Consider the following 16231-nt stretch of genomic DNA (forward strand, 5'->3'; position numbering starts at 1 on the left):
TAAATCAATGTTAAATTCAATTGAGACTGTTTTTTAAAGCCGTCAGGTCAACCATGAACGGATACAGATGAATTTTATCAATAACATGCCCCCGCTGGTCTGGATCTTAATCGGTTTCTTCGCTGGCGCATTCGCCATCCGCCTGTTGAGCGGCAAAGATAAAACCCTGATCCGGCAACTTTCGACCGACTTGGCTGTTTTGGCAGAAAAACTCAAGCAGTTTCAAAACCGCGACAGCGAATTCAAACAGTTGCAGCAACTGTTTATCGAGACCAAATCCCAAAATATCGAATTGCAGACGCGCATGGATGAGCAGGTGAAAAATACCACAGAAAAATTGAAATTGCTGCTGGATGCCGAACTGCGCCTGAATACCCAATTTGAAAATCTGGCCGGCAAGATTTTCGACGACCGCAGCAAACAATTCACCGAACACCATAAAACCAGCCTGGATCATATCGTCACGCCGTTACGGGAACAGCTGGGCGAGTTCAAACAACGCATCGAAACGGTTTACGACAACGAGAACAAGGATCGCAGTTCCCTGCGCGAGGAAATCGTCTCGTTGCGTCGCGATACCGCACAAATGAATCAGGAAGCCCTTAACCTGACTCGCGCATTAAAAGGCGACAAGAAAATTCAGGGCAACTGGGGGGAAATGATCCTGGAAAAAGTGCTGGAAAAGTCAGGATTACGTAAAGGTATCGAGTACGAAACGCAGGGCGCATTCCGCGATGAGGATAACCGGCTGTTCAAGCCGGATGTGATCGTTCGTTTACCCGAGAACAAGGATGTGGTTATCGATTCCAAAGTCTCCTTGCTCGCTTATGAGCGCTATTGCTCAAGCGAAGATGACCAGGAGCGCATCACCGCATTAAAGCAGCATACCGAAGCGGTGCGGGAGCATATCAAGGGTTTAAGCAACAAGGATTATTCCGGCTTGAAAGGTCTAAGATCGCTCGATTTCGTGCTGTTATTCATGCCGATTGAAGCGGCCTTCATCGCCGCTTTTCAGGCGGATGAAGGCTTATTTTCCGATGCCTTCGAGCATAAAATAATCGTAGTCACCCCGACCACGTTATTAGCCACCTTACGTACTATCGAAAACATCTGGCGCTATGAACGCCAGAACGAAAATTCCCGGGCCATCGCCGATAAGGCCGGGATCGTTTACGACAAAATCCGTGGCTTTGTCGATGACCTGGATAAACTGGGCAAACAGTTAAGCACCGTCAACACCACGTATGACGGCGTGATGAATAAATTAACCCAGGGCAACGGTAATTTGATCCGTCAGGCTAGCAGTTTTGTTGATCTTGGCGTAAAAGTTAAAAAGGCCTTCCCTAAAAGCATCGCCGAACGGGCCGGTATCGATAGCGATGAAATCTAGAAATTGTGGGCGCGAATTTCTTCGCGTCTATCATGACAGCGCGAATAAATTCGCGCCCACATAATTTATGCGATACTACGCGGCTTAAATTTATTACCTGCTTAATTAGGAGTAACACATGACCGCACTGGTTGGCATCATCATGGGCTCGACGTCCGATTGGGAAACTATGCGCCATGCAGCTGAAACGCTGGAACGACTCGGCATCCCGCACGAAGTTGAGGTCGTTTCGGCGCACCGTACGCCGGATAAATTGTTTCATTATGCCGAAACGGCCGAAAGCAAAGGCCTGGAAGTGATTATCGCCGGAGCAGGCGGAGCGGCGCATTTGCCGGGCATGACTGCGGCAAAAACCGTTGTGCCTGTATTGGGCGTACCGGTACAGTCCAAAGCACTCAATGGCATGGATTCCTTATTGTCGATAGCACAAATGCCCGCAGGCATTCCGGTCGGCACCCTGGCAATAGGTAAAGCGGGCGCGATCAATGCGGCGTTATTGGCAGCAGCCATCATCAGCAACAAACATGCCCAATACCGGGGCGCATTAAACGATTTCAGACGCGAGCAAACCGAATCGGTGCTTGCGCATTCCGATCCGCGAACAGACGACTGCATGGATGCAGGAGGTACGACTCCACGGATGGAGGAGGTAGAGCAATGCATGGAGCAATTGCCGAGAGCAACGCAGGGAGCAGTTGCCGAGGACGATTTATGATAGTCGGCGTATTGGGCGCAGGCCAGCTTGCCAGAATGATAGCGCTTGCCGGCATACCTTTGGGGCTGGACTTTATTTTTCTCGATCCCTCCGCCGATGCCTGCGCCAACAAGCTGGGCGAACCTTTAATCGGCGACTACAACGATCCGAATTTGCTGGCGCAACTGGCGGAGCGCGCCGATGTGGTCACTTACGAATTCGAGAATGTTCCGGCTGAGGTCGCAGAGTTTCTGGCCTCTCACACCCAAGTGCATCCATCACCCAAAGCCCTGGCCGTTGCCCAGGATCGATTAGTCGAAAAAAGCTTTTTTCGCGACCTCGGCATCCCTACGCCGGATTATGCGGCCGTAGACAGCTTCGAAAGCCTGGAACAAGCCATGATCACCCTAGGCTATCCCGCCATTTTGAAAAGCTGCACCCAAGGCTACGACGGCAAAGGCCAGTCGCTGCTGAAGTCGGCGGACGATTTAACCTCAGCCTGGGAACTGTTGCAGGGCGTTCCGGCTGTCGGTCGCATCGGTTCCCTACCGATTGCGACACTTCCGCCATCCCTGGCAGTCGTCGAAGCCTTCGTTCCGTTTAACCGCGAAGTGTCCATCATTGCCGTGCGCAGTGTTTCAGGGGACGTTGTTTTCTATCCGTTATCGGAAAACCTGCATCGCGGCGGCATACTGCGCGTTTCCGAATGCCGGGCCGATGACCCCATGCAACAACAGGCCGAAACCTATATTTCCCGCTTGCTGGAAGCGCTGGATTACGTCGGCGTGCTGGCCCTGGAATTATTTGAAGTGGACGGCAAGCTGGTTGCCAACGAGTTTGCGCCACGGGTGCATAATTCCGGCCATTGGACGATTGAAGGCGCGGAAACCAGCCAGTTTGAAAATCACCTGCGGGCGATTTTGGATTTGCCTTTAGGCTCGACAGCGCCGGTAGGCAATGCGGCCATGGTCAATTTCATCGGCGGACTGCCTAAGACTGAAGAGCTATTAGCAATTACCCATGCGCATTTGCATCTTTACGACAAATCCCCGCGCAAAGGACGTAAAGTGGCACATGCGACGATACGGGCGGAAAATCAGCAGCAATTATCGAAATTGATCAAGAAACTGACCGCGCTGGCCGATCAGGTTGATGATTCGTAATACCTGTTTAGCGGTTAGAAAAGTTTAAGCCGCCTCACGCGGCAAAACCTCTTTCTCGATGATGGCCAAGGCTTGTTGCTCCGCCACGCGCAAGTCGTAAGCGGTTTGCAAACTCAGCCAGGATTGAGCATCGCCGCCGAAATAACGCGCCAAGCGCAGAGCCGTATCGGGCGTAATGGAACGGCGTTCTTTGACAATTTCGTGCAGGCGAGTAACCGGAACGCGAAGTGCATTAGCCAATGCGTTTACGCTCAGGCCAAGCGGAATCAGATAATCTTCCCGCAGAATTTCACCAGGGTGAATGGGCCGCATACCGTTACCTGATTACCCATAAAGAACAGCCAATGTTACAAGAATGTCTATACTGACAGTATCTACCATACGGATGGGATAACGTCATGAAAAACAAAGTTCAATTTCAAAAAGGCTATAGCCTGGGCGAGTTCATGAAAAATTATGGGAGTGAAGGGCAATGCCGAAAAGCCTTGTTTCATTGGCGCTGGCCTCAAGGCTATGTTTGCCCTGAATGCGGTGGGCAAAGCTACTGCTCCCTGAAAACACGAGTGGTTTATCAGTGCAATCACTGCCACCATCAACATTCCCTCATTAGTGGCACCATTTTTTCTGCGACGAAACTCCCGTTAACAACTTGGTTTCTCGCGATCCACTTGACCACACAAGCAAAAACTGGCGTTTCTGCCCTTTCACTGCGCCGTCAATTAGGTGTTTCATACAATACCGCCTGGAGCATCAAACAGAAGCTGATGCAGGTAATGAAGGAGCGTGATGATAGTAAGCCGTTATCCGGCGTCATCCAACTGGATGACGTGTATTGGGGCGGCGAACATCGGGGAGGCAAGCGTGGACGGGGTTCACCCAACAAAACACCTTTTGTGGCGGCTGTGTCGGTCAACGAAAAAGGACATCCTATTGCCATGAACATGACTGTGGTCAACGGGTTCCGCTCCAAAGAAATCACTCGTTGGGCGAAGCGCCATCTTAGCACCGACAGTCACGTGGTCTCGGACGGACTGGCCTGTTTTGCCGCTGTTACCAAGGCAGGATGCCAGCATACCAGCATCGTAACCGGTGGAGGCCCTGAATGTGTCTCGCTGGAACCCTTCACTTGGGTCAATACGATGATAGGTAATGTCAAAAGGTCGATTGACGGGACTTATCACGCTATCAATCATAAACACCTTCCGCGCTATTTGGCAGAATTTTGTTATCGCTTCAATCGGCGATTTGTCCTTGAGGATATGCTGCCCCGCCTATGTTACGTTGCAGTCAGAACACCACCTATGCCTATGCGGCTACTGAAGATGGCTGAGGATTATGGGTAATCAGGTACCGTTATGTATCATGTTTTTTCTCCTCAATGGTAATCGACAATCTCAACATCAAAAGCATCGCCGTCCACCCAACGGAAACAGACACGCCATTGATCGTTGATACGAATGCTGTATTGCCCTAAGCGGTCGCCTTTCAGTGCTTCAAACCCATCCTACACGCTTTACTCTGCTGAGTTATCCAATAAAATTAATACAGTGGCTAAAATTCCTGTCAGCATAAAGGCTGATTTTTCATCTCGTATCAATTCCTTGTCCAGATAAGTGTGGTGTGCAAAATAGTTTCTTGCTAAAACACAGCACAAAAAAGCTTGTGCCAGATGAATGTCTTTTTTACTCCATTTCTTGCATTGAATTTCCATAATCTCACCAATCGGATTTGATGGCATATCTCGCAATTGAGTAAAATTATTCACATTTTCATTAAAATATTCAATCACACGGTTAGAAATCTTTTTTTGCTTGGCAAGTTCCACAATATATCCATCCAGTTTTTGATCCTTATTATCGATGTTTACCAAAGAACCATCTTTTTCCAAAGCATAACGCAGACAAACTTCAGCGCGAATCGCTAATAATGAATAATAATCGAGTGGACGTAATACACGAAAATCCAGACTGCCTTTTTGTTTTGGGTTATACACTAAGTTTTCATGTAATTGGCGAAACGCATTTAAGAAGCTATCAAAGGGATAATTAGTTGCTTGCAGGCCGCCTACTAATTGTTTAAGTTTTTCATCAGCCGGCAGCATACCTTTATACAATTTTTTATTATAAATGGGTATAAAACGCAAAAGATATTGCCGGTCTTCAAAAAACTCATAGGGTAGAACTTCATGTAATTCTGCCCAGTCGTGCCGTTCAAAATCTAACCATTTCCACTTATCCAGGTAAAAACTTAATTTTTTATCATTAAGGACACAAAGCCAGTTCAGAGCAAACATAATATCTTTTTGAAGATAAGGCCAAGCACGGAGTGTCCATTCACAGTAATGCTCATTTGCCATAACCAATCGCTTGCCAATATCAATAGTTTTTCTTTTATAGCCTGTTCCAGTATTTCGGCATCAATACCGAAATACTCCGCCAATAGTTTTGCGCCTTTATCATGTAAAACTTGATCTTCGCTATCAGGCAGCGCATCTCGAAACGCACGATAATGCGAAAGCCAAGTCATTGGTTCTGCAAGCTCTCCCCATTTATTAGGTAAACTGAGTATATGGCTCGGTTTTCTTTTATGCTCTTTGACTCTTGCGGCAATGCGCACAATACCTTGTGCTTGCTCTTCGACATCTGGCGTATCAAGAATGGGCAGAATACAATCGGCTGAGCGCATAACATCAATCAATGCGTAAGCTTGCCAATGAAAGCAATAGTCGGCATAAGGAATGACCCGATAGGAGCGAGGGTGAACAAACTCATCAGGGATAGGTGCTAAGGTTATTGCATTATCCGCTTTACGTAGCCTGTTGCCGCAGGCATCGTTGGGATGAAAAAATGGATGCAAAAACCAGAGAGGTTTTTGGTCATCATCAATGCACCATGTTGAATCCCATAAAAAATCTTCAACACCGAAGCATTGTCCGTCAGAACTTCCATACGGAAAATCTTGCCAAGTTAAAAAATAATCAGAAGGAAAAACAATTCGATATTGTGGTACAAGCCAACCCCATTCAACCAGTTTTGGCAATGAATAACGGCTTATGAAATCTTTAAGGCCAAGGGTTTCCAGCCAAGATACAAAAGTTCCTTCTTTTCCTTGCTGAACGGTTAGTAGTGGGGATTTGGCAAACATATTTGTTTTGGGGGTTGGAGTAAAATGCAAAATGCATAGGATGGGAGAAACACCATGCAGCCCATCTATCGTGGACTGTGATTGCTGGGCTTCGTGCCGCAGCCTATCCTATCGCACTAACTGCGGTTTTTTACGCTCGTTCCCAATCTCCAGATTAGGAACGCGGTCTTGGAAGCCCAGCTCCCTGTACTGCGAATTTCGTGAAGCTGGAACTTGGCAGTCGGCGAACACAACAATCCGCCTCTCAATAATTGCAGCCACTCAGGCTTGATGCAATTCCTCGCGAATGGTCTCGCGCACGACATCGGCCAGCGTTATGCCTTGGGCAAACTGCCGTAACGCCTCGTTCATCAAGGTTTGATAATTGCCGCCGCTCATTTCGGCACGGGCTTTAAAAATAGCCAAGGTGTCATTATCTACACGCATGGTTATCCGCGACTTGCCGCCATGTTCGGCTTGTAGTTTCGCCAATGCCGGAATTTCAGCGACAGGCTTGGCATCGCTAAAATCCATCTCGGCATAACGGTCAAACAGGGGATCAGAATTGTTGCTCATAACGCCTCCTTTGGGGTTGGTTGGCTTTCCAGGCAGAAATAAGACGCACCGTCTGTTCGCGTTGCGTCCAAACCACTATTAATATTCGACCTTTTGCACCCATGCCCAGCGTTATAAAACGATGTTCATTGTCTGCATCACCATTCTCTCGTGTCAGGGCGTAAGGGTCTAGCAATACTGCTTGAGCTTCATCAAAGGTCACGCCCTCGTGATTCAAAGGATTAGCAGCAGCTTTGGCAGGATCGAATTCAATTTTCATGATTTTATTATATGTACAATTGTACGCACAGACAAGAAGGAGCCGCTCGCTTTCTGTTTGTGAGTTGGTCATCTACATGGATGAGGGGAGTGCATAGGATGGAGGCTTACATTGTGCATTCCTTATTATTCACAATACAAGACTCCGTATTTCCTTTCTTGAATCGACCCAACCAAACTGACGGCGATTATTCTTGAAGCTTGGCAAACTTGGTAAGGTCTAGGGCGTAGGTTGGCGTTTCTGTTGGAAGACGAGTAAAACCGTAATGCAAATAGAAGGCTTCCGTTTCTGGAGAAATGGCATGTGCAATCAAAAGACGGGCGGATGCTTCTTTAGCCGCACGGGCCGATCTTTGTACTGCATCTTGAAGCAAGGCTTTGCCTAATCCTTGGTCTTGCCAATTCTGGTCAATGGCTAAGCGTCCAAGTATTACCGCTGGAATCTGGCGGGGCATATTCCGACGCATAGAACCAATAACCTCTTGGCTGTAAATCTGTCCCATGCAAATCGCGTAGTAACCAATAACCTTATGCGAACCGGACGGACAAATAATATAAGTTCTGCTTGCCGATGCTTCCATATTGGCGAATGCCCGCTTATGCAACCAAGTATCCAGCGTTTCCTCGCCCGAGCGGAAGCCCTCTGTATCATGCTGTACGGTTAAATGAACAGGCGCACAGATTTCCTTATTCCCACTCATCCGACCAAGGGGATTTTATTGTCCGTAATCGGTTCATCCCATCAATCTGTTCTTGTGTTGTCGGCGTGTCCAGCCACTCCAATACGTTTTGGAATGTCTTGTTGTCGACATAAATAGAGGTTCGGTCAAGGATCACATTCTTGGCTTCCTTGAGCGCTGAGGCCATCATAAATTGCGAACGATTTGAACCAAGCAACTCTGCTGCCTGGTCAATAAGCAACCTGTCATGCACTTTCGCGCGCAAGTGAATGTTTACTTCTGCGGGGGTGTGTTCTGTTCTCATAGCCTTTAATGCCAATTAACTAATTTCATGTTAAAAGTATCTGCTAAATGTGTTACACATGCCAACACAGCACTGCATGCCTTTTAATCCTGCTCAGCATTGCTTGTCAATACCGACTGATCCATTAGCCGACTCAGCCAAGCCTCCGCCGTTGTTTTGTTGATTTTCAATACACTATTCGGAAAGAAGCCGATTCCCAATATCAGCAATGCCGACACGCACAACAATGCCAGTTCTCGGGGACGCAAATCCTGCACCTGCTTGACGCTAGACTGGGTGATCGGACCGAAGAAGGCGCGACGGGTGAAGGACAGCATATAAGCCGCGCTGAGCACCGCGCCGATCAGGGCCGCGATGCTGATGCTGGGATGTGCCAGCATGGTGCTGACTATCAGCAATAATTCGGCCGGAAAACCGCTGGTGCCGGGCAAACCCATACTGGCCAGCGCAAATAAAAAATAAAAACAGGTCAGTCGGGGCATCACTTTAGCCAGGCCGCCCAGATGGATAACCTCGGTACTGCCCAGACGATGCTGGATAAAACCGGCCACCAGCATCAGGGAACCGGCGACCATCGTGAAGTTCAGCAACTGGAAAATCGCCCCCTGTATGCCCTGCATATTCAAGGATGCAATGCCGACGATAACCAGTCCCACATGGCTGACGCTGGCATAAGCCAGCAAGCGGCGCAAATTGGTTTGTTGCAGGGCGATCAGTGCGCTGTAAACCAGCGTAATCGCGCCGAGTATGCCCAACACCCAGCTGTATTCAACCGCAGCGGACGGCGCCAGCGGCATGGTAAAACGAATGATACCGAAAGCGCCGAGTTTCAAGCCGGTCAATAAGGCTGTCATTTGCGTCGGACCTTCCATAGCGACAGTCGGCAGCCAGGTATGGAAAGGCACTAAAGGGGCTTTAACAGCAAAACCGAGCAGTAATAAAATAAATACCAGCGTCTGCAAGTTATCCGGCAAGGCCGTTGCCAACAATACCGGCAAGCTGAAAGACAAGTCCTGCGGAATACTGCCGCCCACCGCAGTGGCGTGATTCATCGCCAGGATGATAATCGCAAACAATAACGGCACGCCGCCAAACAGCATAAACAGCGTGTATTTGATTGCTGCACTACGCCGTTTTGAACCTATGCCCCATAAACCGATTAAAAAGAAAATAGGCGGCAGGGTCAGTTCCCAGAACAAAAAGAACAGCGCCATATCCAACGCCGAAAATACGCCGATAGTCACGCCTTCCAGCGCCAGCAACAAGGCTAAATGAAGTCGGGGCATCGTTTGCACCGAATTCCATGACGCCACGATCACCATGAAGGTTAACAAGGCGGACATCGGCAAAAACAACACGGAAATGCCGTCTACGCCAAGCAGATATTCAATATTCAGGCCGGGTATCCAGGCATAACGCTCGACAAGTTGAAAACCATCGCCTAGGTCGGCATTAAATAGTTGCACCGCCATCAGTGTTGCGATCAATTCCAGCAGGGCAACCGATAGCGCAATGTTTTTGGCCAGTTGGCTATTGCGAATAACCGTTACCGCAATCGCGCCTGATAAAGGCAGCAAAATAAGCAGGCTTAACAGGGGGAAACTGGCATTATTCATCTGGGTCGTTGTCGTCGGTGGAGGGTACGCCGTGCATCGGATATTGCTTGCCGATTTCAGCCGCGTCCTGGTCGATAAAATTCAGCCACGGCGTCGTGTAAAATCCGGTGCCGATCAGCAGCAGACAGATCATCGCGGCGATAATGCGCTCGGTCTTGACTGGATGGTGCACGCAGCTGTAAGGCTGTACCGCACGTTTGGACGCCGCCATAAAAATTCGCTGAAAAGCCCATAACAAGAACGCGGCAGACAACAGGTTGCCGACCAAAATAGCAATGGCCAATAACCAGCCATATTCCTCAATAATGCCTTCAACGAGCAAATGCGCCGCATCAAAACCGGTGGTACCGGGCATCACCATCGTACTCAGTGCGGACAGCAAAAACAGCAAGGCCAGCGTACCGTTGGTGTTAAATAACCCGCCCAGTCGAGGAATAAAAGCGGTGCGGGTACGCTCGTAAATCAGACCGATGCTGAACAACATACCCGCCATCGCCAGGCCGTATGCCACGGACAGCAATAGGCTGCCTTCCAGGCCGTTCGCATTAAAGCAGAATGCGCCAATGACCAGCATCCCTGTTTGGCTGATGACCGCAAAAGCCAGTAAGCGGCGAATATTGATCTGCATTAATGCCAGTAAGGCGCCGTAAAAAATACTGATCAGGCCCAGTGTTACCACAAAGCCGGCCCATTGTTCTACAACCCCGGGCACCATCGGTAAGATGAAGCGAATGGCTGCATAAATGCCCAGCTTCAAGCCGACCAGAAACACCACAGCACTGGCGACCGTGCCTTGTTCGGCCAATACCGGCAACCAGCCGTGAAACGGAAATAACGGCATACGGATCGCAAAGCCGAAAAACAGCAGGATAAAAATCAACACTTCATCATGCAAATAGGCATTATTCTGTTTTAATGTCACCCAGTCGAAAGTCAATGCATGGCTGGAATCGATTAAGCCGAAAGCCAGCAGCAAAAAACCGGCCAGGGTCAACAGCAAACCGCTGACCCAATATTGCAGCAATAAGACCACAACCCAGCGCCGGTTTTGCCCGGTTCCGGCATGCACCGTCAACAGCACGACGGGAATCAATTCCAGCACACACCAAAACCAGAACTGCAAAACATTCAACGCGACAAAAGCGCCGATCAATATCGTTTCATAACCCAGCAGGCAGGCAATAAACAGCCGGTCGGTCACATGCCGGGTAATCAGCGTATAAATTAACGCCAGCAAGGTTAAGATGGCAGTCAGCGGGATAAATAAAATATTGGTCCCGTCAACGCCGACGCGATAACTGAGACCGGCAAAATGCAGCTGTTCAACCAGATGAATGCCGGGGAGACTAGAATCGAAAACAGTCAGCAGATAGAGACTCAGCAATACCGTCAACAGCGCTCCGGCAAAACCAAAACGCAACGCAACCCTCGGTGAGCGCGAAAACAGGATAGCGATCATGGCCAGCAGAGGAACCAGCGTCAGCGTAGTGAGCAGCGGAAAGGCCACAGATTCCGACCAGGGAGTCACAGTAATATCCATCAGAACCTCAAAAGGCAACGAGCAATGTTATCAACACAAACAACACCAGATAGCGGGGTCTAAGCACAGATTGCTCAAATTTATTGGCGATATGTCCAAGTTGGCGGCCATACTTAATCGTATCTTTACCGATGCCGCGCAACACAAGACGGTCTTCGAACCAGTGCAGGATGGCTGCCGTCCATTCGGTGAGTTTCCCTGCCAGTCCGCTGCCTTGGGCAAATCTGTCGGAGTCATTACCCAGTTGCGCGCCAATCATCCGTTCTTCCAGTTGCGCCAGTGACGATATCGCCTGGATAGCCGGGGCAGCTCCGCCCATAACCCGGTCGACGATATGATCGTCAAAATAGCTCAGATCGTGCGCCAAGCCACGCACCGGCTTGACCAGCGCCCAATCGGTAATCGGATCCAGCCAGAAACGCTGTACCGAGGCCACATATTTCCAGGCTGGGGTGTCGCCTACAGAAGCTTTGCGCTGCGAACTGTCTACACTCAGACCGTGCACATTATGCATCAGCGATGGCGCAGTCAGAAACAGATAACCACGCACCACCGCATGAGCGCAAAGATGCCAACCGGCCAGCTGCCAAAACCCCAGGCCGCATTCCAGAAACATCAGGCCCAGTTGGCCGGAGGTCGCAAAAATTAACGAACTTTTAACGTCGGTCTGGGTCAGCCCAACCACAAAACTGTAAACAGCGGTAATCAAACCTACGACAGCGAGCACCGCCATTGCCAAGGTTGAATATTCAAAAACCGGCCTTAACAAAATAATCAGATAGACGCCGGCATGCACCATGACCGCGCCGTAAAATACCGCACTCGACGGCGTAGGCCCTTCCATGGCTCGACCCAGCCAGGAAGTGAAAGGCAGTTGCGCCGATTTGGCAAAGGCGGCGACCGAAAAAGACAGCGCAATCGCGGTCGCTTCACCCGAGCTCAACTGGGCCGCAGCAGTATTCAAATCATTCCAGTTGATGCTACCCACCCAGGCATAAGTTAAGCCGATCCCCAGAATAAATCCGGCATCGCCGATACGATTGGTCACGAAAACACGCGTCGCATTAGCGGCGGCAACCGGGCGATCGTAAGCATAGGCAATCAAAAAATAAGAACTTAACCCGACAATTTCCCAGCCGATAAAAGTGCCGACCGCATTACCCGATAACACCAGCAGCAGCATCGCCGAAGAAAACAGGCTCAGCATAAAAAAGAAGCGGTGATAACCCGCTTCCCGGTGCATGTAGTTCATTGAAAAGCGGATAACCAGGGCTAGCAGGACTGCAAACAACGCCGCCAAACGCACATGAAAACCGGTCGTGATAAAGTTTACCGGTATGTCCAGCGTGTCGCTGTTCAGCCAATGTCCCAGCGTGTATATGCCGGTATTTTTACCCAGCAAATCGGCGCCCAGCAGGGCCAGGGCCAATAGGCAAGACATGGTAATCGCCCAGCCCACAATATCGGCGGTTATGCTTTCGCCGGTTTCGCCGTCGATGAAACCGAATAGATGTCCCAAGCCGACAGCCGCAGCTGCGGACAAGGGCATTAAGGGAATCAGAATGACTAATGCATCCATTTAGTAAGCTCCAAAGCGTTCAGGCTGTTTGATCAACATCGGCGCTATCGGTAACGTTTGATCCTGATAACAATCCGGCGAGTTATCGCCAACCGGCAAGTCTTTTGTCTGGGCTTGCCACCGCACAAAGCCCTCGCCAGGCTGGAATAAGAAAATCTCACCGCTATCGGGGTCTTTAGCGCTCAGATGCACCCAGCCGCCCCCTACCAGCTCCCGTATGCTTTCCTGGCGCTGATAAATGTGTTCCAGCACCGATGTTTTCGCCTCAACCAGCATTTGCAAGCGCATCGCTTCGTGCGTTTCAACCATCTGCTTAGGCAGACCGGTGCGCAAATCACTGGCAGTGCCCTCCATAACCCCGAACAAACCGGTTACGTTATGCGGTACTTTGGTGCCGCAACCGAAACGTTCGTTGTCGATCGAGGAAAAATAATATTCCAGATTGATGCCGGCGCCGACTGGGCCTGCGCTCAGTAAAATCGACTCGAGGATGCTGCCGTCAGGGTCTTGAGTCGGATCGTAGGAAATCAGGAATACACGCCGATCCAGAAACAATCCCTGGGTCAAGGCGCGCCGACCGATTACGGCCGCCGCATTGGTCGCATGACCGAACTCGGGACGAACCTGGCTTAAATCTTGCGCTCTCAGCGTCACATGATGAAAAGCTTCCGCTGGCGAGGCCGAGCGCTCGGCCGAGAAAAATCGTCGGCAACGCTCATGCGCGGATAATTGTTGCGCTCGACTGATACAGTCCCTGAAACGCTCGAAATCCTCACGCAGCAAAGCCGGTATCGCGTCCAGATCGTACCAGATCATGGCATCGCTACAGGTATCGTGCTGCATAGCAACGAACCAGCAGTCGTCAGGAATAACAATACCTTGCAGCGCCAGCGATGCACGCACTTCAGGCCGGTTGGCCATGGCCGCGACTACCCGCGCATTAGGTCCGCCCTTGCCGCCGCCGCAGGCGCCGCAATTATGCGCGGCTTCATGCGGGTTGTTATGACTGGTCGAGCCGTGACCTGCTAACGCGACAATCCGCGCAAAACCGGCGGTGAGCCCTAAAACACGCAGCAGCGCCGCTACCCGTTCGACTTGTTCGCTATCGGTAAATCCCAGTTTTGGACGTTCCGGAACGGCAACCGCCTCATCCGTAGCGGTAAACAGCAGTTGCGTTTTAACCTCAGGCGTAACCCGCTGAGCGATAAAGGAAACCAGCTTTTTCTGCAGCTTGGGAAACAGCGATTTAGCCAATAATCCGGCGAAGGTAAGCGGCGAAATCGCATCAATAACCACATGCGACAACAACAGATTATGGCGCAAATCCTGATGCACCTGCTTGGCAAGCCACAGGCTTAACTTACGGCCCCGGTTATGCTTGAGTAACGCCGGTCCGCTGCCGGATTGAGGCAGTTCCTGAACCTCATGAGCCGGCGTCACCACCACCGGACACAACGACATCGCCTTGCTGTCATCCAGACCTTTATAATTCATCGCAACGCCAAAAAATCCGGCTGCCCCCAAGGTTTCGATAGCCGGATTCAGCTCTTCCACATGGCGGCGAAAGCTTTCCTCTCGCTCATCCATGCAGACGATAATCTGCGCTTCGGAGCGCTTAATGCGCTTGAACCAACCGCCACGCTGATGATTGGCATGCAGCGCCTGGAAAAAGCCTTCCCGATAATGATGCTCGTAAGCGATCAGCCAGACTTTACTGCGCTCGGTCAGCGTGAACTCATCCAGCACCGCCAACATGGCCGGTAAATCCTGGGCGTCCAGCTGTTGCAGGTCGGAAGCGCTAAACCCCAGATGCTGGCATAAACGGAACAAACGCCAGCCGCTGTTGTGTGCCGTATGTTGTTCCGAATGCGTTGCCGCCGGACTGCATTGCCAAGTCCAAATCAGGTCGGCGAGTTGCTGCCAATCGCTACGGTCGTAACGCTCGGAACCGGCATGTAAGGTCAAGGCTTCGGCACGGTGAACCAGATATTCAGGCAGGTCGCCCTGATACAGGCGGCTGCGTACCATGAATTCCGACAGGTTCTTACAGAAATAACCGTGTATGGCGCTGAGCTTGGCTTCTATTTTCCAGGTATCACGGCAGACCTGATTCAACCACAGTCGATCCAGGGTCAGGCGTATCGCCAGATAATCGGCCAACGTTGGTGCTGCGTCATTGGCGGACTGATAATTGGGGTGCTGCTGCCGCCAGTTGATCAGGCCCGACCAGCCGGGTATTTCCAGCGCCAGTCGGCGAAGATAGGGGTTCCATTGGCTTTGCGGTATTTCCAGATGGCTCAGTTGCAGGATGATGGTATCGACTGCATCTTCGGGCAATTCGGCGATAATCTGTTGCCAGTCAAGCAACTCATGCAAAAACGGATTGGCATCATACCGAGCCGTTGCCCGCCAGGCGGCATAAAGACCTAAGCGGCTGCGCCCAGGCAACTGCCATGCGGCTACGCCTTCATCCAGGCCTGATGCGCAAAAACGTATCAGCTGGGGCCGAACCGAATCGAGGATGTCTATGCCGGTCAATGCCAGGATGACTCCGCGCAAACTGATGTCATTGCCGACCTCGCCCAGCAGTTGATCCAATGCCGCGCGTGCCTGTTGCTGCATTTGCTGGTGCGTTATCGCCAGGGACGGTGTGTATGCCGCAGGCCTGCCGGGAGCAGGCGCGGCGGATGCGCCAGGCTCCTGCGTGGGAATGCTGACTTGCTCCAGCCATTCTTCAGCCTGTTCCACCGACAAATCCAGCATATTTTCCGGATGCAAAGCCGCCTGCTCCAGTCCGAGCTTGGTTAAAATACTTTCCCATAAAGACCGGATAACCTTGCCATCGGCTGCAAGCAGAACCGATTTAGGCACATCGGCTTGCACCGCATCCAGCGCCCCCAACTCTTCTATTTGCCAGTTCAACAGGCTGACACTGACCGCCTGTAGATCGAATAACAGCGCAATCCGGTAAATAGCCTGCCGGGTAATGGCCTTATCTTTTACGACGCAAACGATTTGCTCTGCCTGCAAGTTCTGGCACTGCGCAAATGCAGCGGACAGATCACCGTCATCGATACGCCCCTGCCGGTAAAAATCCCGGTTTTTGGTTTCGGGAGCATAACCGCCAATACCGGTCAAGGCTTCGAACTCGGCTAAAGCCTGAGCAAACGGCAGATGCTGAAAACCATGTAAGGTATTGTGATGCACGAAATCGAGGATAGGCCCCTGCCCCGGCAAAACGTGATCCAGATGATTTAACGCGGTAATGATTTGTTCGCGTAATAGTAAACCAGTCTCTTGCATGGCTA

Annotated in this window: 15 protein-coding genes and 1 pseudogene; 4 read left to right on the forward strand and 12 right to left on the reverse strand. The window is 50.7% G+C overall.

Annotation, left to right across the window (positions count from 1 at the left end; all coding sequences use genetic code 11):
• Window positions 1-67 precede the first annotated feature (67 nt).
• The 3 genes and pseudogenes from rmuC (at window position 68) to ABXJ76_RS18510 (ending at window position 3247) form a co-directional block, all read left to right on the forward strand.
• On the forward strand, window positions 68-1390 hold the full coding sequence (rmuC, locus tag ABXJ76_RS18500; protein ID WP_432742777.1) for a DNA recombination protein RmuC: 1323 nt from the start codon (window positions 68-70) through the stop codon (window positions 1388-1390).
• 118 nt (window positions 1391-1508) lie between these two features.
• Window positions 1509-1991 (forward strand): annotated as a pseudogene (gene purE, locus ABXJ76_RS18505) (5-(carboxyamino)imidazole ribonucleotide mutase); the annotation flags it as partial.
• A 110-nt stretch (window positions 1992-2101) separates the two neighbouring features.
• On the forward strand, window positions 2102-3247 hold the full coding sequence (locus ABXJ76_RS18510; RefSeq protein WP_432746573.1) for a 5-(carboxyamino)imidazole ribonucleotide synthase: 1146 nt from the start codon (window positions 2102-2104) through the stop codon (window positions 3245-3247).
• A 24-nt stretch (window positions 3248-3271) separates the two neighbouring features.
• Here ABXJ76_RS18510 and ABXJ76_RS18515 read toward each other — a convergent pair whose 3' ends face one another.
• Window positions 3272-3559, reverse strand: a complete 288-nt coding sequence (locus ABXJ76_RS18515) for a HigA family addiction module antitoxin (RefSeq protein ID WP_432742779.1) — start codon at window positions 3557-3559, stop codon at window positions 3272-3274.
• A gap of 86 nt (window positions 3560-3645) precedes the next feature.
• Between ABXJ76_RS18515 and ABXJ76_RS18520 the strand changes: the two genes are divergently transcribed.
• Complete coding sequence (locus ABXJ76_RS18520) at window positions 3646-4590, forward strand: IS1595 family transposase (RefSeq protein ID WP_432741523.1); 945 nt, start codon at window positions 3646-3648, stop codon at window positions 4588-4590.
• Between the two features lie 32 nt (window positions 4591-4622).
• Here ABXJ76_RS18520 and ABXJ76_RS18525 read toward each other — a convergent pair whose 3' ends face one another.
• From ABXJ76_RS18525 to ABXJ76_RS18575, 11 genes are all read right to left on the reverse strand, one after another.
• Window positions 4623-4736 carry a type II toxin-antitoxin system RelE/ParE family toxin gene (locus ABXJ76_RS18525; RefSeq protein WP_432746575.1) on the reverse strand — a complete coding sequence of 38 codons (114 nt, stop codon included), beginning with the start codon at window positions 4734-4736 and terminating at the stop codon, window positions 4623-4625.
• 24 nt (window positions 4737-4760) lie between these two features.
• On the reverse strand, window positions 4761-5540 hold the full coding sequence (locus ABXJ76_RS18530; protein WP_432742781.1) for a hypothetical protein: 780 nt from the start codon (window positions 5538-5540) through the stop codon (window positions 4761-4763).
• Window positions 5528-6391, reverse strand: a complete 864-nt coding sequence (locus ABXJ76_RS18535) for a hypothetical protein (protein WP_432742783.1) — start codon at window positions 6389-6391, stop codon at window positions 5528-5530. The genes ABXJ76_RS18530 and ABXJ76_RS18535 overlap by 13 nt, the downstream gene beginning before the upstream one ends.
• A 261-nt stretch (window positions 6392-6652) precedes the next feature.
• A complete protein-coding gene (locus ABXJ76_RS18540; protein ID WP_432742785.1) occupies window positions 6653-6946 on the reverse strand; it encodes a BrnA antitoxin family protein in 294 nt (97 codons plus the stop codon).
• The gene (locus ABXJ76_RS18545) at window positions 6930-7205 is read right to left on the reverse strand and encodes a BrnT family toxin (RefSeq protein WP_432742787.1); all 276 of its coding nucleotides are present in this window, start codon (window positions 7203-7205) and stop codon (window positions 6930-6932) included. Before ABXJ76_RS18545 ends, ABXJ76_RS18540 begins: the two co-directional genes overlap by 17 nt.
• A gap of 187 nt (window positions 7206-7392) precedes the next feature.
• Window positions 7393-7905 (reverse strand): GNAT family N-acetyltransferase, encoded by a 513-nt coding sequence (locus ABXJ76_RS18550; RefSeq protein ID WP_432742789.1) that lies wholly within the window; start codon window positions 7903-7905, stop codon window positions 7393-7395.
• Window positions 7892-8188: a DUF1778 domain-containing protein gene (locus ABXJ76_RS18555; protein WP_432742791.1), complete on the reverse strand. Its 297-nt coding sequence runs from the start codon at window positions 8186-8188 to the stop codon at window positions 7892-7894. The genes ABXJ76_RS18550 and ABXJ76_RS18555 overlap by 14 nt, the downstream gene beginning before the upstream one ends.
• Before the next feature lie 83 nt (window positions 8189-8271).
• Complete coding sequence (locus tag ABXJ76_RS18560; RefSeq protein ID WP_432742793.1) at window positions 8272-9804, reverse strand: complex I subunit 4 family protein; 1533 nt, start codon at window positions 9802-9804, stop codon at window positions 8272-8274.
• Window positions 9797-11344, reverse strand: coding sequence for a complex I subunit 4 family protein (locus ABXJ76_RS18565; RefSeq protein WP_432742795.1), 1548 nt, complete (start codon window positions 11342-11344; stop codon window positions 9797-9799). Before ABXJ76_RS18565 ends, ABXJ76_RS18560 begins: the two co-directional genes overlap by 8 nt.
• A gap of 7 nt (window positions 11345-11351) precedes the next feature.
• Window positions 11352-12923, reverse strand: a complete 1572-nt coding sequence (locus ABXJ76_RS18570; RefSeq protein WP_432742797.1) for an NADH-quinone oxidoreductase subunit 5 family protein — start codon at window positions 12921-12923, stop codon at window positions 11352-11354.
• The gene (locus ABXJ76_RS18575; protein ID WP_432742799.1) at window positions 12924-16226 is read right to left on the reverse strand and encodes a DUF2309 domain-containing protein; all 3303 of its coding nucleotides are present in this window, start codon (window positions 16224-16226) and stop codon (window positions 12924-12926) included.
• Window positions 16227-16231: the final 5 nt, after the last annotated feature.

Origin of the sequence: Methylobacter arcticus (assembly GCF_050917435.1) — a bacterium.
Taxonomy (GTDB): domain Bacteria; phylum Pseudomonadota; class Gammaproteobacteria; order Methylococcales; family Methylomonadaceae; genus Methylobacter_A; species Methylobacter_A titanis.

What these genes read in the sequence shown, in the direction of transcription:
- ABXJ76_RS18530 (WP_432742781.1), bottom strand. Translation starts at nt 5,540, where the DNA reads ATGTTTGCTCTGAACTGGCTTTGTGTCCTTAATGATAAAAAATTAAGT.
- ABXJ76_RS18555 (WP_432742791.1), bottom strand. Translation starts at nt 8,188, where the DNA reads ATGAGAACAGAACACACCCCCGCAGAAGTAAACATTCACTTGCGCGCG.
- ABXJ76_RS18545 (WP_432742787.1), bottom strand. Translation starts at nt 7,205, where the DNA reads ATGAAAATTGAATTCGATCCTGCCAAAGCTGCTGCTAATCCTTTGAAT.
- ABXJ76_RS18570 (WP_432742797.1), bottom strand. Translation starts at nt 12,923, where the DNA reads ATGGATGCATTAGTCATTCTGATTCCCTTAATGCCCTTGTCCGCAGCT.
- ABXJ76_RS18535 (WP_432742783.1), bottom strand. Translation starts at nt 6,391, where the DNA reads ATGTTTGCCAAATCCCCACTACTAACCGTTCAGCAAGGAAAAGAAGGA.
- rmuC (WP_432742777.1), top strand. Translation starts at nt 68, where the DNA reads ATGAATTTTATCAATAACATGCCCCCGCTGGTCTGGATCTTAATCGGT.
- ABXJ76_RS18560 (WP_432742793.1), bottom strand. Translation starts at nt 9,804, where the DNA reads ATGAATAATGCCAGTTTCCCCCTGTTAAGCCTGCTTATTTTGCTGCCT.
- ABXJ76_RS18575 (WP_432742799.1), bottom strand. Translation starts at nt 16,226, where the DNA reads ATGCAAGAGACTGGTTTACTATTACGCGAACAAATCATTACCGCGTTA.
- ABXJ76_RS18515 (WP_432742779.1), bottom strand. Translation starts at nt 3,559, where the DNA reads ATGCGGCCCATTCACCCTGGTGAAATTCTGCGGGAAGATTATCTGATT.
- ABXJ76_RS18565 (WP_432742795.1), bottom strand. Translation starts at nt 11,344, where the DNA reads ATGGATATTACTGTGACTCCCTGGTCGGAATCTGTGGCCTTTCCGCTG.
- ABXJ76_RS18550 (WP_432742789.1), bottom strand. Translation starts at nt 7,905, where the DNA reads ATGAGTGGGAATAAGGAAATCTGTGCGCCTGTTCATTTAACCGTACAG.
- ABXJ76_RS18540 (WP_432742785.1), bottom strand. Translation starts at nt 6,946, where the DNA reads ATGAGCAACAATTCTGATCCCCTGTTTGACCGTTATGCCGAGATGGAT.
- ABXJ76_RS18520 (WP_432741523.1), top strand. Translation starts at nt 3,646, where the DNA reads ATGAAAAACAAAGTTCAATTTCAAAAAGGCTATAGCCTGGGCGAGTTC.
- ABXJ76_RS18510 (WP_432746573.1), top strand. Translation starts at nt 2,102, where the DNA reads ATGATAGTCGGCGTATTGGGCGCAGGCCAGCTTGCCAGAATGATAGCG.